We start from the raw sequence: 22,862 nt of genomic DNA, 5'->3' as shown, positions 1-22,862 counted from the left end.
CATACCGACCGAAGGTCCTGGCCGCTCCGTAGCGGCCAGGACCGGCCCGAACCACCCCACTCCTCGGCCGTGGAGCACACCGATGCCCGTTCCCCAGGGCGCGCGACATGCCGGAGCAACGCGCGTCACCCTGCTCACCGAAGGCACCTACCCGCACAGCCACGGAGGCGTCAGCGTCTGGTGCGACCAGCTCGTCCAGGGCATGCCCGACCTCGCCTTCGACGTCATCGCCGTCACCGGCACCGGACGTGAACCGGTCGTATGGGACCTGCCCGCGCACGTCACCGGCGTGCTGTCGGTCCCCATGTGGGGCGCCCCGCCCGAGGGCCGCCCGCCCCGGGGCAGGTCCCGCAACCGGCTCGCCACCGCCTACGAGCGGTTCCTGACCGCGCTGCTCGATCCGCGCGCCGAGGACGGGTTCGCGCCCGCCCTGTACGTGCTGGCACAGGCCGCGTCGGACGGGACGCTGAGCCCCTTCCTGCGCGCAGACCGCGCGATCGCGATCCTCACCGCACTGTGGACCCGTCCCGGTATCGCCGTGCGGGAGGCACAGCCGACCCTGCACGACGCGCTCACCGCGACCGCCCTGCTGGAACACGCCCTGCGCCCGCTGGCCGCCCCGGCCCCCGAGACCGGGGTCGCGCACGCGGTCAGCGGCGGGGTCGCCGTCCTGCCCGGCCTCGCCGCCCTCGAACGCCACGGTGTCCCGCTGCTGTTGACCGAGCACGGCGTCTACCTGCGGGAGCGCTACCTCGGGTACCGCACCGCGCCCTACCGCTGGCCGGTGAAGGCCGTGATCCTCGGGTTCTTCCGGTTGCTCGCCCGGGAGAGCTACCGCCGGGCCGCCCTGATCACCCCCGGCAACCGCTACAACCGGCTGTGGGAGGAGGAGGGCGGCGCGGATCCGGAGTCGATCCGTACCGTCTACAACGGCGTCGACCCCGCCGCGTTCCCGGCCGCAGGGCCCGAACCGGACACCCCCACCCTCAGCTGGGCGGGCCGCGTCGACCCCATCAAGGACCTGGAGACCCTCATCCGGGCCTTCGCCCTGGTCCGGGCCGAGCTCCCGCACGCACGGCTGCGGTTGTTCGGTGGGACGCCCCGGGGCGGAGAGGCCTACCGCGAACGCTGCGAAGCCCTGGCCGCCGAACTCGGACACGCCGATGCCGTCACCTTCGAAGGTCGCGTCGACGACATCAAGGACGCCTACGCCGCCGGGAACGTCGTGATGCTCTCCAGCATCAGCGAAGGCTTCCCCTTCACCCTGATCGAGGCCATGTCCTGCGGCCGGGCGACCGTCTCCACCGACGTCGGCGGGGTACGCGAAGCCGTCGGGGACACCGGGCTCGTGGTGCCTCCGCGCGATCCGCAGGCAATGGCGAGCGCAGCGCTGGAGCTGCTGGGCGACGCCGATCGGCGCAGGGCCATGGGCGAGGCGGCCCGGCTGCGGGTCATCGAGCAGTTCACCCTCCGGCAGACCATTGACACGTTTCGGTCCGTCTATGTGGAACTGGCCCACCCCGAACAGGAGTCGCCGGCCATGACCACCACGGTAAGGATCACCGCCCCGGCCGTCCACGGCACCGGAAGCCTCGCCCTGTGAGCGGGCCGATATCCCTCGAACCCGGGGGCTCCGAACAGGACACGCTGGCCATCCGGCTGGCCGGCACCCGCCCGCCGCGCCGCCGGCCACGGTGGGCCCTGGACGACGCCACGCTCGCCATCCGGCTCCCCCGCAGCGGCCCCGACGAGCAGGCGGTCAGTGAGCTCGCCGCCGAACTCGCCGACCGCATAGGACCCGCCGTCCACCCCTACGAGGTGGCCGCGCTGCTGGAGGCGGAGGGAATGTCCGCCTCCCTCACCAACGAGCGCTACGGTCACCCGAACCTGTTCTCCCTGGCCTCCGCCCTGTTCGAGCGGGTGCCGCGCACCTTCCCCGAACCCACCCCGGCGGCCGACCCCTGGCGCCCCGACACCGTGCGCTGTCTGCTGCGGGGTGTGCTGTTCGCCCTGCCGGGGCTCGCCTACCTGCTGACCGCGCCCCTGTGGGACGCCGGCGGGTACGCACCCGCCCTGATCGTGGCCGGACTCCTCTCGTGGGCGTGGGGGCAGGCGCTCGGGCACCGCGCGCATCTGCGGTTGGCGGCCGGACGCCGGGAGGCGGGCCGTACCCTCCTGGCTGGCGCGCCCGTGGGAGCGGTGGTGGCCACGGGGGTCGCCGCGCTGCCCGCGGGCGGCGGACCGGTGACCCTGGTGGCGGCCGCGCAGTCCGCGTATCTGGCGGCCGCCGGTGTCCTGCTGGTGCTGGGCCGGGAACGGCTGCTGCTGGCGGCGCTCAGCCCGCTGCTCGGGGGTGCGGCCGTCCTGCCGTGGTGGGAGCCCGGCCCCGTGGCGCGGGCCGGGCTGCCCCTGCTGGCGCTGCTCGCCACCCTCGCCGTCACCGGCTGGGTCCTGCGGGGCGCCCTCGCCGTCCCGGCCGCCGCCGGCTCGACTCGGCCGCGTCTGCTGTGGTCACTGCCGTACGGCCTGTTCGGGCTGGCCGCCGGGGTGCTGGTACTGCTGGAGGGGCGTGAGGAGCCGTACGCGGTGATCGTGCTGACGCTGAGCATGGGGCCCGCGGAGTGGCTGCTGTACCGCTACCGCGGACTGTCGGTCGCCGCGCTGCGCGCCACCGCCACGCCTGCCGGTTTCCTGCTGCGCTCGGCCGGCATCCTCGGCCTCTGCCTGTTCGCCTATCTCGCGCCGCTGCTGCCCGCGGCCCTGTTCACCGGCGCCGACCCGGTCGCCCTGCTGCTGCTCGCCGCCGTCCTGTGGACCGCGCTGCTGCTCCAGGCGTTCGGGGCGGCCTGGTCGTCGGCCGGGATCTGCCTGACGGCGGCCGGCGGGGCCGGAGCGGTCGTGCTGTTCCGTCTGCCACCGGGCGCCGCCCTGGCCCTGCCGCTCGGCTGCGGCGCCGCCGCCCTGTGTCTGTCGGCGTGCGCACTGTGGCTGCTCGGCCGGCCCGCACCGCACGCCTGAGCCCCGCTCCTCCCCCGCTTTGTTCATCTCATCGAAGGGACAACCCAGTTGACCTCCGCACCGCTCGCCGCCGTCACCGGAGCCGAGGGCTTCATCGGCTCGCACCTCACCGAGGCTCTGGTCGCCTCCGGACACCGTGTGCGGGCCATGGCCCAGTACAACTCCTTCTCCTCCTACGGCTGGCTGGAGACCCTGCACCCGGACGTCTTGGACCAGGTGGAGATCGTCCTCGGGGACGTCCGGGACCCCGGTTCCGTCCGCGGTCTCCTCGATGGCGCCGACACCGCCTACCACCTGGCCGCCCTGATCGCGATCCCTTACTCCTACCAGGCGCCGCACAGCTACGTGGACACCAACGTCACCGGCACCCTCAACGTGCTGGAAGCCGTGCGCGCCCTGGGGACGCCCCGGCTGGTGCACACCTCCACCAGCGAGACGTACGGCACCGCGCAGACCGTGCCCATCACGGAAGACCACCCCATCAACACCCAGTCGCCGTACGCCGCTTCGAAGGCGGGCGGAGACCGGCTGGCCGACAGCTACCACGCCAGTTTCGACACCCCGGTCGTCACGCTGCGGCCCTTCAACACCTTCGGGCCGCGCCAATCGATGCGCGCGGTCATCCCCACCGTCATCGGGCAGGTCGCGGCGGGGGAACGCACGATCACCCTCGGCGACCTGCGCCCCACCCGGGACTTCACCTTCGTCAAGGACACCGCGCAGGCCTTCCTCGCCGTCGGCACCGCGCCCGCCGAGCGGGTCGTGGGCCGTACCTTCAACGCCGGGACCGGCGGGGAGATCTCGGTGGGCGACCTGGTCGCGCTGATCGGCAAGGTGATGGACACCGCCCTCGACGTCCGCGAGGACACCGCCCGCATCCGCCCCGCCAACTCCGAGGTGATGCGGCTGGTCGCGGACGCGAGCCGGCTCGGCGCTGCCACCGGCTGGCGGCCCGCGCACACCCTGGAGGAAGGCCTGGCGTCCACCGTGGAGTTCTTCCGCGACCCGGCCAATCTCGCACGGTACAAGACCGGCATCTACAACATCTGACACCGCACAGCGGATCTCGTCCGTCACGTCTGCGCACGTCCACGAAGCGTTCACGAAGGAGGAGCCCCATGCACGCAGTGATCCTGGCGGGAGGCAAGGGCGTCCGGCTGCGGCCGTACACCACCGCGCTGCCCAAGCCGCTCGTGCCCATCGGCGACCAGCACGCCATCCTGGAGATCGTGCTGCGCCAGCTGTCCACGGCCGGCTTCACCAGCTGCACCATCGCCATCGGCCACCTCGGCGAGATCATCCGCGCCTATGTCGGCGACGGCTCCCAGTGGGGCCTGACCGTCGACTACGCCACCGAGGACAGTCCGCTGGGCACCATGGGACCGCTGCTCAACCTGCGCCACCGGCTGCCCGAGACCTTCCTGGTGATGAACGGCGACGTCCTCACCGACCTCGACTACGCCGACGTCCTGCGCCGGCACCGCACGTCCGGGGCCCCGCTGACCATCGCCACGTACGCCCGCAAGGTGCACATCGACTTCGGGGTGCTGACCACCGACTCCAGCAAGGTCGTCGCGTTCACCGAGAAGCCGAGCATGGACTACCGCGTCTCCATGGGCGTCTACGGCCTGTCCCGCAGCACCCTGGACGGCTACACTGCCGGACTCCCCCTCGGCTTCGACGAGTTGGTGCTGGACCTGCTGAAGACCGACAACCAGCCGCACGCCTACGACTTCGACGGGTACTGGCTGGACATCGGACGCCCGGACGACTACGACCGGGCCAACGCCGAGTTCACCACCCGCAAGTCGCTGCTGCTCAAGGGAGCCTGAGCACGTCATGCGCATTCTCGTCCTGGGCTTCACCGGCTATCTCGGTTCTCACGTCGTCGAGCGGCTGCGCGCCCTGCCGGGCGCGCTGGTGATCCGTGGTGGCCGGGCCCCGGCCGCCGACTTCGACGTCGATCTGGCCCGTGTCCGTCCGGAGCGGCTGGCGAAGACCCTCGCGTCGGCCGCGCCCGACACCGTCGTCAACTGCGCGGGCGCGACCGGCGGTGACGCCGTCACCCTCGCCGAGGTCAACACCCGCGGTCCCGCGGTGCTGTGCGCCGCCCTGCGCGAGGCCGCGCCCACGGCCCGCCTGGTGCACCTGGGCTCGGCCGCCGAGTACGGCCCGGGCACGCCCGATGTCCCGGTGACGGAGTCGGCGCCCACCCGCCCGGTCGGACCTTACGGTGCGACCAAGCTCGCGGGCACGGTCGCGGTGAGCAGCTCGGGCCTGGACGCGGTGGTGCTGCGGGTGGGCAATCCGGTGGGGCCCGGTGCTCCGCCCACCGGACTGCCCGGCCGGATCGCCGCACTGCTGCGCGAGGCGGGCTCCGGCCCGCAGGCGGCACTGCGGCTCGGCGACCTGTCCGCCTACCGCGACTTCGTCGACGTACGCGATGTGGCACGGGCCGCGGTCCTCGCGGCCACGGCGCCGGGCCCGTTGCCGCCCGTCCTCAACATCGGCGGGGGCGGGGCCGTCCCGGTGCGCGACCTGGTCCGGCGTCTGGCCGGGATGGCCGGCTTCCGGGGCCGGATCGAGGAGAGCGCGGCGAGCACGGCGGGCTCGGCCCGCTCGGCGCAGGTGTCGTGGCAGTGCAGCGACATCACCGCCGCGGAGCGGGCCCTCGGCTGGCGTCCCGCGCACTCCCTCGACGACGCGCTGAGCACCCTATGGGAAGGCGGGCGCACGCCGTGACCCTGCTGATCCCGCTGTACGTCCATCCGGCCGAGGACCCGGGGGCCTGGCACCGGCTGATCACCGCGGCGACCCGCACCTACGGTGTCGTACTCAACCCGGCGAGCGGGCCGGGCGAGGCGCCCGACCCGGCGTTCACCGCGGCGGCTGGTGCGCTGCGGGCCGCGGGGGCTCGGCTGCTCGGCTACGTCGACACCGACTACGGGGTGCGCGAGCCCTCGGCCGTCGCCGAGGACGTCCGGCGGCATCGGGAGTGGTACGAGGCGGACGGCTGCTTCCTGGACCGGGTGACGGCGACCGCGGACGGACTGCCGGCCTGCCGCAGGCTGGTGCGGGCGGTGCGCAAGCTGGGTGTGGGGACGGTCGTCCTCAACCCCGGGGTCCATCCGGCGCCGGGGTACGCCCGCCTCGCCGACCTGACCGTCACCTTCGAGGGCCACTGGTCGACGTACGTCTCGGCCTTCAGCCGGCCGGCCTGGGCAGCACGGCATCCACCCGAGCGGCTGTGCCACCTCGTCTACGGCGTGCCCGAGGCCCTCGTGCCCCTCGCCGTCCGCACCGCGCACGAACGCGGAGCGGCGGTCTGCGGTCCGGTGACCGGCGAACCCCCCAACCCCTGGGACCGGTTGACACCCGCGCTCACCGGGGTGGCGCGATGAGCAGGCCGGCGCTGTGGTGCGCGGCTCTGCTGGCCGCTGTGACGGCCGCGGCGCTGACGGGCTGTTCCGGCAGCGCCGAGCGGCCCGCCGGCGGGCACGGCACGGCGTCACCCGCTCGGGCCGTGTGGAAGCCCCGTCCGGGCCTGACCTGGCAGTGGCAACTCGACGGCAGGGTCGACGCGTCGGCCGACGTGCCCGTCTACGACATCGACGGCTTCGAGAACTCCGCGACGGACGTGGCCCGGCTGCACCGCGCGGGAAGGAAGGTCATCTGCTACGTCAACGTCGGCGCGTGGGAGGACTTCCGGCCGGACCGGGACGCCTTCCCGCGCTCGGTGCTCGGCAAGCCCAACGGATGGTCGGGCGAGCGGTGGCTGGACATCCGGCAGCTGACCACTCTGCGACCGGTCATGGAACGCCGTTTCGACATGTGCCGCGACAAGGGCTTCGACGCGGTGGAACCCGATCTGGTGGAGGGCTACGGAAATGACACCGGCTTCCCGCTGACCGCACGCGATCAGCTCAGGTACAACCGGATGATCGCGGACCTCGCCCATGAGCGAGGGATGTCGGTGGGACTGAAGAACGACCTCCCCCAGATTCCTCAGCTCGTGGGCGATTTCGACTTCGCGGTCAACGAGGAGTGCGCCCAGTACGACGAGTGCGGCGAACTCTCCCCGTTCATCGCGGCGGGCAAGGCGGTGTTCCACGTCGAGTACGCGGAGCCGCGGAGCGCTTTCTGTGCGGAGTCCCGTCGACTGGGGTTGTCGTCGATGCGGAAGAAACCGGAACTCGGGGTGTGGCGGAGCTCCTGCTGAGCGTGTTGCATGATCAGACCATGTCGAATCCTGCTGCATTCCGTGATCAGTCGAACTGGTCCGGCGGTTACTACGAACTGGCCATCGAGGTCGGATCAACTGCTGACGCCGACATACAGGCGCTTTTGAGCGCTGTGTGGTCGGCAGCGGAGGTGCGGGGTTCGTTCGCGTTCACCGATCGTGAGCCCGAGGAGCAGGAGCCCGTGCCGTGCACGGTTGCCTCCCTCACGGAGTACGGCCACCTTCACGGTCAGGTGCGCTTGCCCACCGGTCAACTGTCCGTGTGCGGTTGCGTGGCGATCCGCGGAGGTGACGACAGCAGCGACTGGCTGGACTTCTACATCCCCGATGGTGCACTGGACAACGCGGGGATCGCCCACTGGGACGGCCGGCCGTTCTTCAGGTCTGCCGTCATGGACGACTGGCTCGCGGCCATCGGGACGGCGGTCTTCGATCGGGTGCGCTTCAGCCTCGGCGTGATCGGCTGGGAAGTCTCCGGATGCACCGATGCGGCAACGCTTGCGGGCAGACTGCCGGAGGAGCGCTCGATCGGATATCTGCTTCCGCGAGAGGAAGGCCTGCATTACGGGGCGGCCAACGCCTGAACACGTGCCGATGGCTCCTCCCTTGTGAAAGGGAGGAGCCATCGGCACGTGTTCGGTGGCGTCTGCCTTCTGCGGGTCAGGCGTGCCGATGCGAGCGCCGGTTGCCGGTGACGAGGCGGTAAAGGGCGAGCAGGATGAGGGAGCCGACGATCGCGGCGATCCACGTGGAGATCTCGAAGAACCCGTCGATGGAGTCCACGCCGAAGATGACCTTGCCGAGCCAGCCGCCGAGCAGACCGCCGACGATACCGATGAGCATCGTGACGATGATGCCGCCCGGGTCCTTGCCCGGCATCAGGGCCTTGGCGATGGCGCCGGCGAGGAGCCCGATGATGATCCAAGCAATGATGCCCATGGTGCGTCTCCGCTTCGTCGTATAAGGATTTCGTTAAGTCATCGGGTACGCCGATCCCGCCCGGCCAAACCTCTCCTTCCGATAACGGCTCTCCCGGCCCTGGTCCGAAGCGGGTTGCCGGGAGGCTCGGCGAGAGCGGGAAGGAGCGAGGGCGACCACCTCGCGGACGGCGTCGGCGAGCGCGGCGAGTTGGGCCTCGCGGCCCACGCGCTTCAGCTCGTACACGATGAAGCGGATGAAGGCGGCGAACAGGGCGGGCATGTCCTTCAGCGACACTGTTCTTACCCTCGCGGTCTTCGTCAGCCGGGTTCCGTGGAGCCTGCTGTGCCGTGCGGAGCCTGATCAGGGCTCAGGTGAGGGCGGCGACCAGCAGGGCGAAGGCGGCGACGATGACGGCGACGCGGACGTAGTGGAAGCGGTCCCAGCGGTTCATCTGCTCTTTCCAGTCGGCGGGCCGGTTCTCAGGGGTCCACGTCTTGGCCTGGTTGTTGATCGGGACGAGCAGCAGAACCGACATGATCACGCTGAGGATCAGCAGCACGCCGGCGGTGACGACCATGCCGGTGCCGTGGTGGCTCCACCCGGCGACGGCCCAGATGCCGACGAGGACGAGTGAGCCGATGTACCAGACCGGCATCACGGCGCCGAGCATGCGGCCCCCGTGAGCGCGGCCGAGTTGGCCGCTGTCCTCAGGGAGGGCATCGAGGATGCGGTTGATGACGAAGGCGACGGAGAACTCCACCCCCACCATCAGGCCGACGACCACGGTGGTGAAGACCTCGAGTGCGTTGAGCATGATGACCCCTCCTGGAATCTAGCGTCGCTAGCCGATGAGGCAACGCTAGACCTACTGTCGCTCGATTGTCTAGCGGTGCTAGGATCTGAGTCATGTCGGTACAGGAACGCAAGCAGCGCGAACGGGCGGAGCGCGAGCGCCTCATCGTGGCGACAGCCCGCGAACTCGCAGAGCAGCAGGGCTGGGACGCGGTCACCACCCGCCGGCTCGCTGAGCGCATCGAATACAGCCAGCCCGTCCTCTACAGCCACTTCCGCGGCAAACGCGAGATCATCGGCGCCGTCGCCCTCGAAGGCGCCGCCGAGATGGCCGTGGCGATGCGTGCCGCGACCTCCGGAGTGACCCGCCCGCGCGAGCGGGTCACCGCTCTCGCCCGCGCCTACCTCGACTTCGCCGCACGCAACCCGGCGGTCTACGACGCCTTGTTCCAGCTCGACGGCGGCCTGGCCTTCGCGCAGGAGGACACCCCGGAGCCTCTGAAGGACGCCTTCGCCGCGCTGCTGGAGAGCCTGGGCGAGGTCGCCGGGGAGGGCGTCGACCCGGGACTCTTCACCGAGGTGTTCTGGGCATCCCTGCACGGCATGGCGACCCTGACCCGGGCGGGACGGCTGCCGCCGGAGGTCATCGAGCCGAGGGTGGAGCTGTTGGTGGACCGGCTTGCCATGCTCTGACACCCCACCCGGGCGCGCTTGTGGCCGCGGAGGCCTCGACGCGCAGGAGCCGTCGTCGCAGGCGGTCGCGGCCCGCTGTTCCGTACCCTGACGGCATGCGCATGCGTCCCACCTTGAGCTGGACCCCTGCCGAGGACCTGCCGCCGGGCAGCACGGATCCCGAGCCGGTCGTCGATGTGCTGCGCAGCGGCGGGGTGCTGGTGCTCAGCGGCGCGGGCATCTCCACGGAATCGGGCATTCCCGACTACCGGGGCGAGGGAGGGAGCCTGAGCCGGCACACTCCGATGACCTACCAGGACTTCACCGCCGCCCCCCAGGCCCGGCGCCGGTACTGGGCACGCAGCCACCTCGGCTGGCGCACCTTCGGCCGAGCCCGCCCCAATGCCGGGCACCGGGCCGTGGCCGCCTTCGGGCGGCACGGCCTCCTCTCGGGTGTCGTCACCCAGAACGTGGACGGCCTGCACCAGGCCGCCGGCAGCGAGGACGTCGTGGAACTGCACGGATCCCTGGCCCGGGTCGTCTGTCTTTCCTGCGGCGCCCGCACCCCGCGCCGCGAACTCGCCGTGCGGCTCGAGGAGGCCAACCCGGGGTTCGAGCCCGTGGCCGCCGGAATCAACCCCGACGGGGACGCCGACCTCACGGACGACCAGGTCGCAGGCTTCCGCGTGGTTCCCTGCACGGCATGCGGCGGCATCCTCAAACCGGACGTCGTGTTCTTCGGCGAATCCGTTCCGCCGCAGCGAGTCGAGCACTGCCGCGAGCTGGTCCGTACGGCGACCTCGCTACTGGTCCTGGGCTCCTCGCTGACCGTGATGTCCGGTCTCCGCTTCGTCCGCCAGGCGGCTCTGGCCGGGAAGCCGGTACTGATCGTCAACCGGGATCAGACCCGCGGCGACCAGCACGCCCTCACCAGGATTTCTCTCCCGTTGGGCTCAGCTCTGTGCTCCGTCTCGCTGCGGCTGGGTATCCCCGTCGACTGAGTGGACACCGTGGGGAGCGCCCCCCCCCGGGCCGTTCCGTAACGGCTTGGCGTAGTAGGGGCGGCCGAGCCGGTAGGCGCAGAACCAGCGGGTGCCGGACACCCCCTTCGTGGCCGGAACGGGGACGCAACTCCCGTCGTCGGCGCGGATGTCCGCGTCCGCCGTCCCCGTCGCAGGTCCCTGACCGGCATGCGTGCGGTGAAGGAGTGACTCTCCCGTCCTGTGCGTGCAGCAGAGGTACCTCCCGTGCGGTGCCCGATTCCGCTGCGGCGTGCGGCACGGTGGGGGCGGGCGGTGGCGGGCCGGTGCACGGACGGCGAGTCGGTGATCAACTCTCGCTGCGGTGGAGCGGCCCACCGGCCGTTCGCATCCGTCGAGGTCCGTCGGAGCCTGCCGGTCCGGCTGATGACTCCCTGGGCGCGCACGTCCACGCCTGTCGCAGGGCGTCCTCGGCCAAGGCGCCCCGGGACCAGGCCGCCGTGTACTCCGCGCTGCCCAGCGATCCGCGGACCCGCCCCTCGGCGGTGCGGTGCGCCTCGTGGAACGGGCGCAGGCCGGTCAATGCCACGCCCGTGTCCCGACGCATGCGGTGGGCGGCGCCCAGGAGCCACGCCGCCCGGGTGCAGTCGCCGGTGGCCGCTACCGCCCAGGCCAGTGCCTCCAGGCCCCAGACCGGTCCCCAGCTGTCACCGATCGCCTGCTGCTGCGCGAGGGCCTCCTGCAAGGGAGCCAAGGCTCTCTCCGCTTCGCCGTGTCGCAGCTCCACGAGCCCCGTGCACCACAGAGCCCAGGTACGGGCCCATTCGGCTCCGCTCGCCTCGGCCTCGGCGACGTACACGTCCCGAGCTGCCGAGGCCGAAGCGCGGGTCCCGAAGAACGCCTCTGCCATCGCCCACAGCATCGTCGCCATGTGCGCGTCGCCGGCCTGCCCGCCGGTGCGGAACCGGTCCCGCGCCTCGGCCAGCAGCTCCCTGCTGGCCTGGTCGCCTCTGACGAGCATGGCGTGCGCTCCCTCGATGTACGTCACCGGCGCCACCGACGCGACATCCGGCAACTCCTGCGCCGAGGCCCGGCATTCGGCCAGGAACGTCTCAGCCGCGGGGTTGTCTCCCTGGCAGAGCGCGATCCACGCCTTCATCGCCAGAGCGCCGACGATCAGTGTCGACGCGCCCGGGTCCGTCTCGGCCGACGGGTCCGGTACATCCTGTGCGGGAGACCGCTCGGGGCCGGTGGCGAGCAGCCGCTCCAGCCAGTGCCGCCCCTCCCCCAGCGTGCTGCTGAAGAACCAGCACCGCGTGCGGGCCAGGTTCACGGCGATCTCCAGGCCGGCCTTCGCCAGGTCGTCCCTGCTCGCGCAGTAGTCGAGGGCCGTGCGGAGGTTGGGCAGTTCGGTACGCAGCCGGACGAGCCAGTCGACTTCACGTGGTCCGCACCATGAGCGCCCGGCCCGTACGGTGGTCAGCCGGTAGTACTCGCTGTGCCGCACGCGCAACCGAGTCGTGCCGTCCTCTTCCTGGAGGCGTTGCCGGCCGTACTGGCGAATGGTCTCCAGCAGGCCGTACCTGGCGCGGTCACCGGAGCTGTTGACCACCACGATCGACTTGTCGACCAGCCCGGCCAGCAGATCGAGCACGTCCTCCCGGGCCACCCCCTCGCCCGCGCACACGGTCTCCGCTGCCTCCAGGTCGAAGCCGCCGGAGAACACGGACAGCCGGTTCCAGAGCAGCCGTTCGCCTCCGGTGCACAGGTCGTAACTCCAGTCGACGATGCCTCGAAGGGTGTGGTGATGGCGGGCCGGCGTCTGTGGCCGCGGCAGGGAGAGCAGACGGAAACGGTCGTCGAGGCGCTCCAGGATCTCCTCGGCCGTCATCGCGCTCAGGCGCACCGCGGCCAGTTCGATGGCGAGAGGAATGCCGTCGAGCCGCAGGCACAGCTGGGCGACCGCCTCCCGGTTGCGGGCGGTGAGCCGGAAAGCGGGGGCGGAACCCGCGGCCCGGTCCAGGAGGAGCCTCACGGCCTCGGAGCGCAGCAGCGGATCGTCCGCTTCGGCTGCGGCATCGGCCGCTCCTGCCACTGCCCCCTCGGTCCCGGCCTCCGGGCGAACCGTGGCGCCGCGCGCTTGGCCCTTCGCGGCGGGCAGGCTGAGTGCCGGCACGGTCAGTACGTGTTCGCCGGGTGTCCGCAGACGCTGCCGGCTCGTGGCCAGGACGCGCAGGCCGGGTGCCGCACGCGCGAGCCTCAGCACAAGCCCGGCGACGTGTTCCACCATGTGCTCGCAGTTGTCCAGGACGAGAAGGAGGCTGCGGTCGCGCAGATGGCTGACCATGGCGTCCACGGCAGGGCGTGCCGACTGGTCACGCAGTCCGAGCGCCTCCGACACGGTCCGGTCCAGGAGGTCCGCGTCGCTCAGTGGAGCGAGGTCGGCGAGCCGGACCCCGTCGGCGAAGGACGGGGCCACCTCGGCGGCGACCCGCAGGGCAAGCCGCGTCTTGCCGACCCCGCCCACGCCGGTGAGGGTGACGAGCCGGGCGGTCCCCAGCAGGCGCCGCGCCTCGGCCACCTGTGTCTCACGGCCGACGAACGACGTCATCTCGACCGGCATATCGACGTCCCGGGACGGTAAGGCCGCCCTCACCGCCCTTGCCTCGATCAGGTCCGGGGTGGCTGTCAGCAGCCGCCGGTGGACCTGCCGCAGCCCGGCCCCGGGCGCGACGCCCAGCTCGTCGGCGAGAGCCGTGCGCCCCTGCCGGACCAGGGCGGTGAAACGGTGCAGGTCCAGGGCGTCCGGCACGGTCTCGATCACATAGCCGTGGGGGCGGGTCAGCACGGGCGCACCGCCCACCGGGCAACCGAGGGCCCGACGCAGGCGCAGGACATAGTTCTGGAGCGTGTTGCGCGCACGGCCGGGCGGGCTGTCCCCCCACAGCCGGTGCACCAGCGTCTCCACGGTGACCACGTGGTTGGCTTCCATGAGCAGAACCGCCAGCCCCTCGCGTTCGGTGAGGACCTGGAAGAGGAGTTCGGCGCCGCGGCGGTCGAGTTGCATGTAGCCGAGTTCGTCGATGCGGAGCAGGTCGACGCGGCCGTAGCGGGCGATGGTCTTGGTCAGGATCTTCTCGTCGGCGGCCTCGACCAGCTCGTTGGCCAGCTTCGATGCCAGGGTGTATTTCACCCGGAAACCTGCCATCGCGGCTTCGGTGCCGAGCGCGATCAGCAGGTGAGACTTGCCGGTGCCGGAGTCACCGATCAGGCAGAGCGGCAGGCCCTTCTTCACCCACTCGCAGGTGGTCAGCGAGCCGACGACGGCGGAGTCGATGTTCGGATTGGCATCGAAGTCGAACTCGCGCAGCGATTTCTCCCTGGGGAACTGGGCGGCCTTGATCCGGCGTTCGGAGCGGCGCCTGGCGCGGCCGTCGCACTCGGCCAGCAGCAGTTCGGCCAGGAACACCAGGTAGGACATCTGGTCGTTGCCGGCCTTGGCCGCCAGGTCGGGACACTGGTTGCGGATCGTGGGCAGTCGCAGGACCCGGCATGCCTGGTCGACGGCGGCTTCGGCGGCTTGTTCACTCATCCGGCGGCGAGGGCTCATGGCGGCGGCTTCTTCCTGCTCGGCTTCTGGGTAGGTCTCGGGGCCGGCGCGCGCCCAGCGGCGGCCACGGCGGATGGGAAGCAGCTGGTCGTAGATCGACACGTCAGGCATGCGGCGGGTGTCTTTGGGCAGTTGCGCCAGGCGCCGCTGGGTCAGCGAGGTGACGGTCGCTGCGACGGCCCGGTCTGCCTCGGTAGTGGCTCGGCGTCGTGGCTTGGCCGAGGTCGGTTCGTCGTTGTCGGCGATGCGGCGGGCTTCCAGCGCGGCCGCGTCCGCGGTGAGCGCTCCGACCTGGAGCGCGGCGGCCAGGCCGGCGACGACGTGGTCGTGCTGCATGTGCCGGTTCAGCAGCAGACCCTCGATCAGAGCGCGGGTGCCGGCCGTGTCGCCGTGGGCGTTGCAGGCGGCTGTCCACCAGTCTTCGTGGATCGGGGTGAACTTGCCTGCGGCCCCGGCCTGTTCGAGGACCGTGGCGCCGGGCAGCGCGCCCGGTTTGCGCAGCAGCGCTTCGAGACAGTGATCGAGCTCGAGCCGTGATCCGCTCTTGGTCAGCAGCCGTTCGTGCTGGGCGATCTCGGTACGGCCGTCGAACACCACAAGCGCGGAGGCGTGCAGCAAGACCCGGACCTGGCGGCCGATGAACCGGGTCGGGACCGAGTAACGGTTGGTGCGGACGGTGATCTGGGAGAACCGGTCGACCCGTGGAGTGAACCAGCGGCCGGTCTCGAACGTCTCGACGGGCAACGGCTTCACACCAGCCGGTGACATCCACTCAGACGGACAACTGACAACCCACAAACACCGTCACAGCCATCCTTGCGAAAACCATTGGTGCCCGGCTTGCTCCGCTGATGGACTGACGTCCTACCGTGAGTCTGCCACGTGACGGAGGTGGTGGTTGTGACAGGTTATGACGTGCTTGCCGAGGTGTACGAATGGCTCATCTCGGATGCAAAATTGCCTCCAGCCGAGTTCGCTGCGTCGTTCGACGACGTCCTCAATCTCCTGCCGTCGAACGCTCACGTCCTCGACTGTTCGTGCGGAACCGGACAGTTGGCGGTTGGCCTCGCCGGTCGTGGCATGCAGGTTGTCGCAACTGACGCCAGCGAGGCGATGGTTCGTCGGACTGCAGAGTTGTCTGAGGAGTTCGGGGCATCCGTCCGGGCCGTACGGGCGAACTGGGAAAAGTTGCCCGACCATTTCCAGGACAACACGTTCGACATGGTGTTCTGCGTTGGCAACTCGCTTCACCATGCCACGGGCGCGACAGGCAGGGGTGCTGCTCTGGAGTCGATGTCACGGCTTCTGCGCCCCGGCGGGCGCTTGGTACTCACATCCCGCACTTGGGAACTCGTGAGGGCCAGAGGTTCCCGGCTGGAGATCAGTGACCGACTCGTCCGCCGGAACGGTCGCGATGCCGTCGTGGTCTACCGCTGGGAGATTGCGCCGCATTGGGAGGAGGAGCACCACATCGAGATTGCGATCGCGCAAGTTGATGCGACCGGGTTGGTTCTTGTCCGCTCGGAACTGCTGTCCTGCTGGCCCTACCGGTACGAGGAACTCGAAGTCGAGCTGCACCGGGTCGGACTCCAGACGGAACTGAGCACGTTCGATCTTGAGGCCGAGAACTACATGGTGGTCGCGAGCAAGGTATAAACACCGGACCGTCAGTCCCTGGCCGGCCCGCGCGGTAGCTCGCAGGACGCTTGCGCCCTCTCATCGGTGCGGGTTCAAGTGGTCAACGCAACGCCTCGGACGAGGAGTGCTCGTCGATCAGACGGCGGTAGATCCGGGGGGGCGGTGTGGCGCTGTTTCCTGGTCGCATCCAGATCAATGAGCAGGATCTCGTCGATCAGCGGCGTGAACGGATCCAGCTTCGACGGCCGCGCCGAAGCGGTTGGCGTGCGTGGCTGCGGCCAAGCCGAGGTCAGGGCCTTGTTGACCGTGCTCCAGGTGACGCCGTACTTGCACTGCAACGCCCGGTTCGACATGCCCTCGCGGGAGTCGCGCCGCAGCGCGGCGTACAACTCGAGCTTCGACTGGCCAGGCAGCATCGGGGGTGCTCCTGTACTGAGCAACCTGGTGCCGTCGGCTTTCACGAACAACTGACGTCACCTACTACCGACAGAACCAGGCGGGTGCCTGGAGACAAGCAGGCTGATCTACCTCCGGGCCCGTGCCGACGCCGCCTCGCACCTCGCCCGCCTGACCCGCGAGGCCGGCATCGCCATCGTCGAACCGCCGGGTCTGCACGCCCTCTACCTCAACGCGGGCCGCCTGCTTCCGCACATCGCCGCACACCGCTTCCCCGGCCACGCACTCGCCTGCCAGCTCTATCTCGAAGGCGGCATCCGCTCGGTGGAACTGGGCTCCCTCTACCTCGGCAGCGAGGACGAGGACGGCACCCCGGTCACCGCAGCACCCTACGAGCTGGTCCGGCTCGCGCTCCCCCGAAGGACGTACGGGCTCAGCCACCTGAACCATGTCGGTGACGTCCTGGCCGCCACGGTCAAGGGCAAGGAGCGGATCCCGGGCTACCGCCTGGTCGAACAGCCCCCGCTCCTGCGCCACTTCCGCTGCAAGCTGGAGCCCGTCCCGTCCTGAGAACGGAGGCTCGCCTTCCACTTCGATGGTGTGTGCCGTGTCACACCCTTCAAAGCCCGCCTAAGTTGTCTGCATCACAGCGGAAATGTCCAATTAGCCTCCATGCTCGGACCGGACATCAGCTCCCGAAATGGAGCTCATCGTCATCTCCTCGGGCACGAAGTTCAAAGTGACCCATGACACAGCATGCGTGACATTCTCCCCACCCTCTCGGAAGGTGCCCCATCATGGCCGCTTACCTCTGCCCGCCAGCCGTGATACACGGCGAGCACGCCGTGAAGACCAGCCAGATCGTGGCGGAGGTGGGCGATCGGCACCCGCATGCGGCGTGGGCGCCGCGGATCGACGGCATCGCCGCCAGTACGGGCATCGAGACCCGCGGCTGGATGCTGCCGCTGGAGACCGCCGTCGCGCCGGGCAAGGGCAGCGGTCTGCACGCTGTCGGTATCGCGCCGGCCCAAGAGGCGCTCGCCCGCGACGGGTTCGCACAGCAGGACGTGGACCGCGTGATCGCCGCCCTCGAGTCCATACCCGCCCCGCAGACCGTCCAGGAGCGCACCGCTCCCGCCTGGGAGGCCGTGCAGTCCTACGGGGAGCGTGCGGCGCGCGGGGCCCTGCAGACAGCCGGGCTGGACGCCGCGGACGTCGACTGCCTGATCACCAGTCACTCCACCACCCCGGCGCTGCCGGGCCTGGACATCGCCCTGTCCAACAGGCTGTCGCTCCGCAGCGACACGCTGCTGCTCCCGGCGACGCAGTGGGCGTGTATCGCGGGGACGCGCTCCCTGGCACTGGCCGCGGAGCTGGTCGCCGCCGACCCCGACCGGGTGGTCCTGGTCGTCATCTCGGAGGCGCTGAGCACGACCTACCAGCCCGGGGACGACACACTCGAGTCCTTGATCGTCCGGCTGCTGTTCGCGGACACCGCGGTCGCCGCGGTGGTCACGGGCCGCCCGAGGCCCGAGTCGGTGCTGCGGCTGGACGCGGCATGGCACCACACCCTGCCCGGCACCCAGGACCTGCACCGTCTGGAGACGCGCGCGGACGGCACCCACTTCGTGATGGACCGGCGTGGACCGCGCGCCGTACAGGAGACGGTCACCGCGATGTGGGAGTGGCTGCGCACCCGGTACCAGGACGACCCCGACTCCTGGCACCCCGACGTACTGCTCGCGCACCCCGGGGGGACCCGCGTGCTGGAGTACATGGAGCAGACGATGCCCGACGGGTGGCCGTCGGGGCTGCTGGACTACAGCCGGGACAGCTACACCACCGGCAACCGCGGAGGCGCGGCGGTGTTCGACATCCTGCGGCGGGCGCATGACGCAGGGCAGCTGAAGGCGGGGCACCGCGCCGTTCTGTACGCGGCGGCACCGGGACTCACCGCGACCGCCCTGGAAGGGCAGTGGCTGTAGTGCGCCGGAGGGCGTCGTCCGCTCCGTCGGCAGGGGGCGGGGCGCACGCCTGAGGCACCTTCGCCGCACTCCACCGGGCCGGCCGCGTCACCTTGCGACTTCCGCCCAGACGACCTTCCCGGTGTCCGTCCACCGCACTCCCCACCGGGTGGTGAGCCGGTGCACGATGCTCAGGCCACGGCCGCCGTTGTCGAGCAGGTCGCCGCGCCTCAGGCGCGGCCTGCCGTTGCCGGTGTCGCCCACCTCGCACAGCAGGCCGTGACCGGACCTGATCAGCCGTACCGTGACGGGACCGGTGGCGAAGCGCACCGCGTTCGTGACCAGCTCGCTCACCAGCAGCAGTGTCTTGTCCCGGGTGTCGTCCCTGGTGCCCCACTGCCTCAGCAGCGCGGCGACCCGCTCGCGGGCGTGGGCGGGGGCATCGCTGCGGGCGGGCAGCCGCCAGGTCGCCGTGTCCCCCTTGCGGTAGCCGATCATCCGTGCGAGCAGCAGGGTCACGTCGTCGCGCTGGGGCGCGGGCGCCAGTGCGGCAACGACGTCCCGTGCCGTCTGCGGCAGGGCGTCCCAGGGGTGGACCGTGGAGACGACGTCCGCCAGCCGGTCGATGCCCTCGTCGATCGAGAGGGCGGGATCCTCCACCAGCCCGTCGGTGTACAGGGCGAGCACGGAGCCCGGAGGAACGCCGATGGTGTACACGTCGAAGGGCTCGCGCAGCGCGAACTCGGCGCCCAGGCCGGGGTGAGGGCGGATCGAGAGCGCCCCCGCGTGTCCGTCCGGGGAGACCAGGATCGGGGGGAGATGACCGGCACTGGACAGCGTCACATGGTGGCCCACCGGGTCGTACAGGGCGATGCAGCAGGTCGACCCCAGGGCGCTGTAGCCGGCCGCCAACCCGGAGTCCGCGTCGTCCAGCAGCGTCACGGTCTCGTCCAGGTGCTCCAGTACCTGGTCGGGCGCGAGCCCCGCGGACAGCAGCGCGCGGGCCTCCATGCTCAGCTGCCCCATGGTCGCGGCGGCTCCCAGGCCGTGTCCGACGACGTCACCGACCACCAGCGCGGTTCGGCCGTCGGGCAGCGGGAAACTGTTCACCCAGTCGCCGCCGACGCCTGCGCTGTCGGGGGTGGCGGGCTGGTAGACGCTGGCGATCTCGATGGTGTCGCCGCCGGACCGGGGCAGGAGCCGGCGCTGCAGGGCCAGCACCTGTGTGTGTTCGCGCTGGTGCTGGCGAGCCAGGTCCACGTGGTGGGCGGTTCTGGCCACCAGTTCCTGCAGGTCGAACAGCTCGCTGTCGCGGAAGGGGCAGTCCGCCCGCCGCCACACCTCCGCCACTCCCAGTACGGCGGGGGGCGCGCCGTCCAGGACCAGGGGGATGCACGCCACGCCCGCCGACCGGCCGCCGGGCACGAGGGCACGTACCACTCGAGGGCTGCCGAAGACCCGTTCGATCGCCTGGCGGTCGGGGATGACGATGGTCTGCGGGGCGTCGTCCCGCAGGACCGCCTGCGCCAGCAGACGACTCGCGTCGCCCGGAAGATCGTCGCCCGGGGTCATGTAGCCCTCGGGCCACACCCGGTCCGGGACCAGGGCCGCCCGCCGGAGGTGGATACGCCCCTGGGCCTTTCCGGTGACCCCCTCGCCCGTCCACACGGCGAAGTCGAGGTCGACGGCGGCGACGTCTCCCCAGGCCAGCAGGGACTCCGCCAGTGACTGTGCGGTCTCGCCGATGTCCAGCGAGGTGCCGATCGCGGTCTCGGCGGCGTAGAGGTGCAGCCTCCTGGCCATCGCGATCACGGAGACGGTCAGGCCCTCCTCCGGTGACGCGGCGGGCAGGATGCTCATCGACACGACCAGCTCGGATCCGTCGCACCGCCTCAGCCGCTGGATCCGGGCGACGTGCGCCTCACCGCTCTCCACGACCTGCCGCAACCTGCGGGTGACCGTCGGTACGTCGCCCGGGGGGAGGAGATCCACGAACGGTTTCCCGGCGTCGGCCTCCAGACCCGCGAACACCGGGGCGTCGAGGTTGCAGCGGGTGATGATCAGATCAGTGTCCAGGTTGACCGCGCCGAGGATCTGCTCCTGTTGTCCGGCCGCCGGAGGGTCGGGAACCCGCTGACGGGCGGCACGGTCGCCCCGCGGGTCGGCCGCTGACGCTCCACCTTGCGGGATGTAGCGGCCAAGTGCGCGGCTGACCAGCTCGAACGCCGAGGAGGACGAGGGCGAGGGTGTGGAGTCCATGCGGCTCTCTCAGCAATCCCCGGCTCGGTTGCCGGGGCTTGGTTCGGACCCGTGCGGTGGGGCCCCGAGTCCCTGACCGCACACCTCATTGAATAACACCGGGGGCCGCTTCGCACACATCAGCGATTGCTCGAGCACCCGGGCACGGGGCGACGGGCACTCGTGCCGTGCTCAGAGGGAGGTCAGTGGCTGTGCATGAGCGATGAGCAGCGCGACATCGTCGTGGTCGGCGGGATTGCGCAGTTCCCGGAGCAGCCGGTCGCAGGTTTCCTCCGCGGAGCGGCACGGCGGGGACAGCAGGCGCAGGAGCTCGTCCAGGCGCTTGTCGATGGGGTCGTCCCGGGTCTCGACCAGTCCGTCGGTGTACAGGACGAGCTGATCACCGGGGTTCATGGCGACGACGGAGGTCTCGAAAGGACCGCTTCCGACTCCCAGCGGGGTGCCGGTGGGCAGGTCGAGCAGTTCGGGCGGCCGGCCGGCCCGCACCAGAACCGGGGGCAGATGGCCTGCACAGGCCACCTGCAAGCGGCCGGCGTGCGGATCGTGGACGGCGTACACGCACGTGGCGATGTAGGGGTCCAGACCCTGTGTGATCTTGTCGAGGTGGGTGAGGATGCGGCTGGGTGCGAGGTCGAGGTCGGCGAGGGTGGAGGTCGCGGTACGCAACCGGCCCATGGCGGTGGCCGCCGGGATCCCGCTGCCCATGACGTCGCCCACGGCAAGGGCGGTCCGGTCGCCGCTGAGCGGGATGATGTCGTACCAGTCGCCGCCGACCTCGCTGAAGGCCTGCGCGGGCCGGTACCGGGCGGCGATCTGCAGGCCGGGGCGGCGTGGCGAGGGGCGGGGCAGCAGGCTGCGCTGCAGGGTTTCGGCGGCGCTGCGGATGTGCTGGTGCAGGACGGCGTTGTCGATGCTCAGCGCCGCGGAGGAGGCCAGCTCGCAGGCGAGGGTGAGATCGTCCTCGTCGAAGGGCTGCGGGTTGCGTGCACGGGCCAGGCCCATCACGCCGATGATCTGTCCGCGGGCGATGAGGGGGACGGCCATGTCGGTGTGGACACCGGCCTCGGCGAGCAGTCCGGCCGCGGCGTCGTCGGCTGCGATACGGCTGAGCTCGTCGCTGTCGAGGTGGGTGATCAGCAGCGGTTTGCGGGTGCGCAGGCAGCGGGCCGCCGGATGGTCCGCGTGGTAGGTGGTGAGGTGGCCGGGCTGGATGATCGCCTCGGAGGCCCCGGTGGGGTAGGCGGTCTTCACCGCCAGCGCCCGGAACAGCGCCGGGCCGTCTCCGCAGTCCGGGCGGCCCGTCCGCAGGACGGAGTCCAGGATGTCCACCGCGATCATGTCGGCCAGGTCGGGCACCAGGACGTCCGCGAGTTCCTGGGCGGTCCGCTCCACCTCCAGGGTGGTCCCGATGCGCGCCGAGCCGTCGGCCATCAGGCGCAGGCGCTGCTGGGCCCGGTCGGCTTGCCTGGCCGCCTCGTACCGGTCGGTGACGTCCACCACCACGTTGGCGATCCCCAGCACGTGCCCGCTCTGGTCCTCCAGCCGGTAGAGCGACACGGCCCAGGCGTGGTCGTGGTCCGGGTCGGCCCGGGTCCGGCCCACCACCTGCTCGTCCACCATGGGCAGGCCGGTCGCCAGAACCTCCCGCATCTGGTTCTCCGCGGTCATGAAGGGCGCACCGGGCAGGATCTCCCGGAAGTGGCGGCCCACGTGGTCGGCCTCGGGGACGCCGTGCATCGAGGCAAGGGCGCCGTTGACCGCCACGTACCGCAATTCGGGGTCCAGGACGGACAGTCCGATCGGCGCCTGGGTGACCAGTTGGCTGGAGAGGGCCACATTGCGCTCCACCTGCCGCACCGTGGCCCGGTCGGTGGCGAGCCCGAGCGCGTAGTGATCGCCGAGGTTGTCCGTCAGCCGCATGTTGCGGAACTCAACCGTCCGCGTACTGCCGTCCTTGAGCCGGACGGGGAACGGTCCGGCCCAGCCCCGGCCGGTCGCCATCACCTCGTCGAACAGCCCCATCCCCGCTTCCCGGTGTTCGGGATGGAGCAGCAGGGCGGCCGCGTACTGCCCGACCGCCTCGTCACCGGTGTAGCCGAACAGCTCCTCGGCCTGCGGACTCCACATGTCGATCCGGCCGTCGGCCTCCACCAGCACCGCGGCGACACCCAGCAGGTCCATCAGCCCGCTCGGGTCGGATGCCGGATCCTGCGGATCACCCGCCTGCTCCGGAGGCTGGTTCGCTCGGCTCATCACATCGCCCCTCAGGCCTTCGACCCCACGGCGCACCCGTCTGCCCGAGCAGATGTGCACGGCGGCCGGTGGCAGGTCAGCAGCCGTTCACGATCCGGGCCCGGCTCGCAGGTCGGTCC

The 22,862-nt window shown here is 71.0% G+C and carries 20 protein-coding genes; 13 read left to right on the top strand and 7 right to left on the bottom strand.

The window, feature by feature from the left end; genetic code table 11:
- The first annotated feature begins 82 nt into the window (after positions 1-82).
- From pelF to FDO69_RS26960, 8 genes are all read left to right on the top strand, one after another.
- On the top strand, positions 83-1,603 hold the full coding sequence (gene pelF / locus FDO69_RS26995; protein ID WP_104782536.1) for a GT4 family glycosyltransferase PelF: 1,521 nt from the start codon (positions 83-85) through the stop codon (positions 1,601-1,603).
- On the top strand, positions 1,600-3,018 hold the full coding sequence (locus FDO69_RS26990) for a hypothetical protein (protein ID WP_104782533.1): 1,419 nt from the start codon (positions 1,600-1,602) through the stop codon (positions 3,016-3,018). The genes pelF and FDO69_RS26990 overlap by 4 nt, the downstream gene beginning before the upstream one ends.
- Before the next feature lie 48 nt (positions 3,019-3,066).
- A complete protein-coding gene (locus tag FDO69_RS26985; protein ID WP_104782530.1) occupies positions 3,067-4,068 on the top strand; it encodes a GDP-mannose 4,6-dehydratase in 1,002 nt (333 codons plus the stop codon).
- A 68-nt stretch (positions 4,069-4,136) separates the two neighbouring features.
- A complete protein-coding gene (locus FDO69_RS26980; protein ID WP_104782528.1) occupies positions 4,137-4,850 on the top strand; it encodes a nucleotidyltransferase family protein in 714 nt (237 codons plus the stop codon).
- 7 nt (positions 4,851-4,857) lie between these two features.
- The gene (locus FDO69_RS26975) at positions 4,858-5,760 is read left to right on the top strand and encodes an NAD-dependent epimerase/dehydratase family protein (protein WP_104782525.1); all 903 of its coding nucleotides are present in this window, start codon (positions 4,858-4,860) and stop codon (positions 5,758-5,760) included.
- Positions 5,757-6,419: a spherulation-specific family 4 protein gene (locus FDO69_RS26970; RefSeq protein WP_104782755.1), complete on the top strand. Its 663-nt coding sequence runs from the start codon at positions 5,757-5,759 to the stop codon at positions 6,417-6,419. Before FDO69_RS26975 ends, FDO69_RS26970 begins: the two co-directional genes overlap by 4 nt.
- Positions 6,416-7,237, top strand: coding sequence for an endo alpha-1,4 polygalactosaminidase (locus FDO69_RS26965; RefSeq protein WP_104782523.1), 822 nt, complete (start codon positions 6,416-6,418; stop codon positions 7,235-7,237). Before FDO69_RS26970 ends, FDO69_RS26965 begins: the two co-directional genes overlap by 4 nt.
- Positions 7,219-7,842 carry a hypothetical protein gene (locus FDO69_RS26960; protein WP_234388122.1) on the top strand — a complete coding sequence of 208 codons (624 nt, stop codon included), beginning with the start codon at positions 7,219-7,221 and terminating at the stop codon, positions 7,840-7,842. Before FDO69_RS26965 ends, FDO69_RS26960 begins: the two co-directional genes overlap by 19 nt.
- A 76-nt stretch (positions 7,843-7,918) precedes the next feature.
- On the opposite strand, the gene FDO69_RS26955 is transcribed toward FDO69_RS26960, so the two are convergent.
- The 3 genes from FDO69_RS26955 to FDO69_RS26945 all read right to left on the bottom strand — a co-directional run bounded on the left by FDO69_RS26955 (position 7,919) and on the right by FDO69_RS26945 (position 8,993).
- Positions 7,919-8,197 (bottom strand): GlsB/YeaQ/YmgE family stress response membrane protein, encoded by a 279-nt coding sequence (locus FDO69_RS26955; protein ID WP_104782520.1) that lies wholly within the window; start codon positions 8,195-8,197, stop codon positions 7,919-7,921.
- A gap of 33 nt (positions 8,198-8,230) precedes the next feature.
- A complete protein-coding gene (locus tag FDO69_RS26950) occupies positions 8,231-8,473 on the bottom strand; it encodes a hypothetical protein (RefSeq protein ID WP_104782518.1) in 243 nt (80 codons plus the stop codon).
- A 73-nt stretch (positions 8,474-8,546) separates the two neighbouring features.
- Entirely contained in the window at positions 8,547-8,993 is a 447-nt protein-coding gene (locus FDO69_RS26945) for an anthrone oxygenase family protein (protein WP_104782516.1), read from the bottom strand.
- Positions 8,994-9,085: 92 nt separating this feature from the next.
- Here FDO69_RS26945 and FDO69_RS26940 point away from each other — a divergent pair, with 92 nt between their 5' ends.
- Both FDO69_RS26940 and FDO69_RS26935 read left to right on the top strand, forming a co-directional pair.
- Complete coding sequence (locus FDO69_RS26940) at positions 9,086-9,664, top strand: TetR/AcrR family transcriptional regulator (protein ID WP_104782513.1); 579 nt, start codon at positions 9,086-9,088, stop codon at positions 9,662-9,664.
- A gap of 95 nt (positions 9,665-9,759) precedes the next feature.
- Positions 9,760-10,644, top strand: coding sequence for an NAD-dependent protein deacetylase (locus tag FDO69_RS26935; RefSeq protein ID WP_104782510.1), 885 nt, complete (start codon positions 9,760-9,762; stop codon positions 10,642-10,644).
- A 328-nt stretch (positions 10,645-10,972) separates the two neighbouring features.
- Here FDO69_RS26935 and FDO69_RS26930 read toward each other — a convergent pair whose 3' ends face one another.
- Positions 10,973-14,977: an ATP-binding protein gene (locus tag FDO69_RS26930; protein ID WP_324827468.1), complete on the bottom strand. Its 4,005-nt coding sequence runs from the start codon at positions 14,975-14,977 to the stop codon at positions 10,973-10,975.
- 156 nt (positions 14,978-15,133) lie between these two features.
- Here FDO69_RS26930 and FDO69_RS26925 point away from each other — a divergent pair, with 156 nt between their 5' ends.
- Positions 15,134-15,889: a class I SAM-dependent methyltransferase gene (locus FDO69_RS26925; RefSeq protein ID WP_104782750.1), complete on the top strand. Its 756-nt coding sequence runs from the start codon at positions 15,134-15,136 to the stop codon at positions 15,887-15,889.
- Between the two features lie 74 nt (positions 15,890-15,963).
- Here FDO69_RS26925 and FDO69_RS26920 read toward each other — a convergent pair whose 3' ends face one another.
- Complete coding sequence (locus FDO69_RS26920) at positions 15,964-16,287, bottom strand: hypothetical protein (protein WP_104782505.1); 324 nt, start codon at positions 16,285-16,287, stop codon at positions 15,964-15,966.
- A gap of 304 nt (positions 16,288-16,591) precedes the next feature.
- Between FDO69_RS26920 and FDO69_RS42290 the strand changes: the two genes are divergently transcribed.
- Both FDO69_RS42290 and FDO69_RS26910 read left to right on the top strand, forming a co-directional pair.
- Positions 16,592-16,837 (top strand): hypothetical protein, encoded by a 246-nt coding sequence (locus FDO69_RS42290; RefSeq protein ID WP_234388121.1) that lies wholly within the window; start codon positions 16,592-16,594, stop codon positions 16,835-16,837.
- A 227-nt stretch (positions 16,838-17,064) separates the two neighbouring features.
- A complete protein-coding gene (locus tag FDO69_RS26910; RefSeq protein WP_104782502.1) occupies positions 17,065-18,252 on the top strand; it encodes a beta-ketoacyl-[acyl-carrier-protein] synthase family protein in 1,188 nt (395 codons plus the stop codon).
- A gap of 87 nt (positions 18,253-18,339) precedes the next feature.
- Here the strand turns inward: FDO69_RS26910 and FDO69_RS26905 are convergent, their stop codons facing one another.
- Together FDO69_RS26905 and FDO69_RS26900 are read right to left on the bottom strand one after the other, a co-directional pair.
- Positions 18,340-20,490, bottom strand: a complete 2,151-nt coding sequence (locus tag FDO69_RS26905; protein ID WP_104782500.1) for a SpoIIE family protein phosphatase — start codon at positions 20,488-20,490, stop codon at positions 18,340-18,342.
- A 171-nt stretch (positions 20,491-20,661) separates the two neighbouring features.
- Complete coding sequence (locus tag FDO69_RS26900) at positions 20,662-22,743, bottom strand: SpoIIE family protein phosphatase (protein ID WP_104782498.1); 2,082 nt, start codon at positions 22,741-22,743, stop codon at positions 20,662-20,664.
- Between the last annotated feature and the right edge of the window lie 119 nt (positions 22,744-22,862).

The sequence above is a fragment of the Streptomyces tibetensis genome, from assembly GCF_007655005.1.
Classification (GTDB): Bacteria; Actinomycetota; Actinomycetes; order Streptomycetales; family Streptomycetaceae; genus Streptomyces; species Streptomyces tibetensis.
Note: the sequence above shows the minus strand (reverse complement) of the source record. Positions and strands in the feature narration are given on the sequence as shown.

Coding starts and splice junctions, on each gene's coding strand:
- FDO69_RS26905 (WP_104782500.1), bottom strand. CDS start 20,490: ATGGACTCCACACCCTCGCCCTCGTCCTCCTCGGCGTTCGAGCTGGTC.
- FDO69_RS26955 (WP_104782520.1), bottom strand. CDS start 8,197: ATGGGCATCATTGCTTGGATCATCATCGGGCTCCTCGCCGGCGCCATC.
- FDO69_RS26910 (WP_104782502.1), top strand. CDS start 17,065: ATGGCCGCTTACCTCTGCCCGCCAGCCGTGATACACGGCGAGCACGCC.
- FDO69_RS26945 (WP_104782516.1), bottom strand. CDS start 8,993: ATGCTCAACGCACTCGAGGTCTTCACCACCGTGGTCGTCGGCCTGATG.
- FDO69_RS26900 (WP_104782498.1), bottom strand. CDS start 22,743: ATGAGCCGAGCGAACCAGCCTCCGGAGCAGGCGGGTGATCCGCAGGAT.
- FDO69_RS26935 (WP_104782510.1), top strand. CDS start 9,760: ATGCGCATGCGTCCCACCTTGAGCTGGACCCCTGCCGAGGACCTGCCG.
- FDO69_RS26980 (WP_104782528.1), top strand. CDS start 4,137: ATGCACGCAGTGATCCTGGCGGGAGGCAAGGGCGTCCGGCTGCGGCCG.
- FDO69_RS26940 (WP_104782513.1), top strand. CDS start 9,086: ATGTCGGTACAGGAACGCAAGCAGCGCGAACGGGCGGAGCGCGAGCGC.
- FDO69_RS26975 (WP_104782525.1), top strand. CDS start 4,858: ATGCGCATTCTCGTCCTGGGCTTCACCGGCTATCTCGGTTCTCACGTC.
- FDO69_RS26920 (WP_104782505.1), bottom strand. CDS start 16,287: ATGCTGCCTGGCCAGTCGAAGCTCGAGTTGTACGCCGCGCTGCGGCGC.
- FDO69_RS26965 (WP_104782523.1), top strand. CDS start 6,416: ATGAGCAGGCCGGCGCTGTGGTGCGCGGCTCTGCTGGCCGCTGTGACG.
- pelF (WP_104782536.1), top strand. CDS start 83: ATGCCCGTTCCCCAGGGCGCGCGACATGCCGGAGCAACGCGCGTCACC.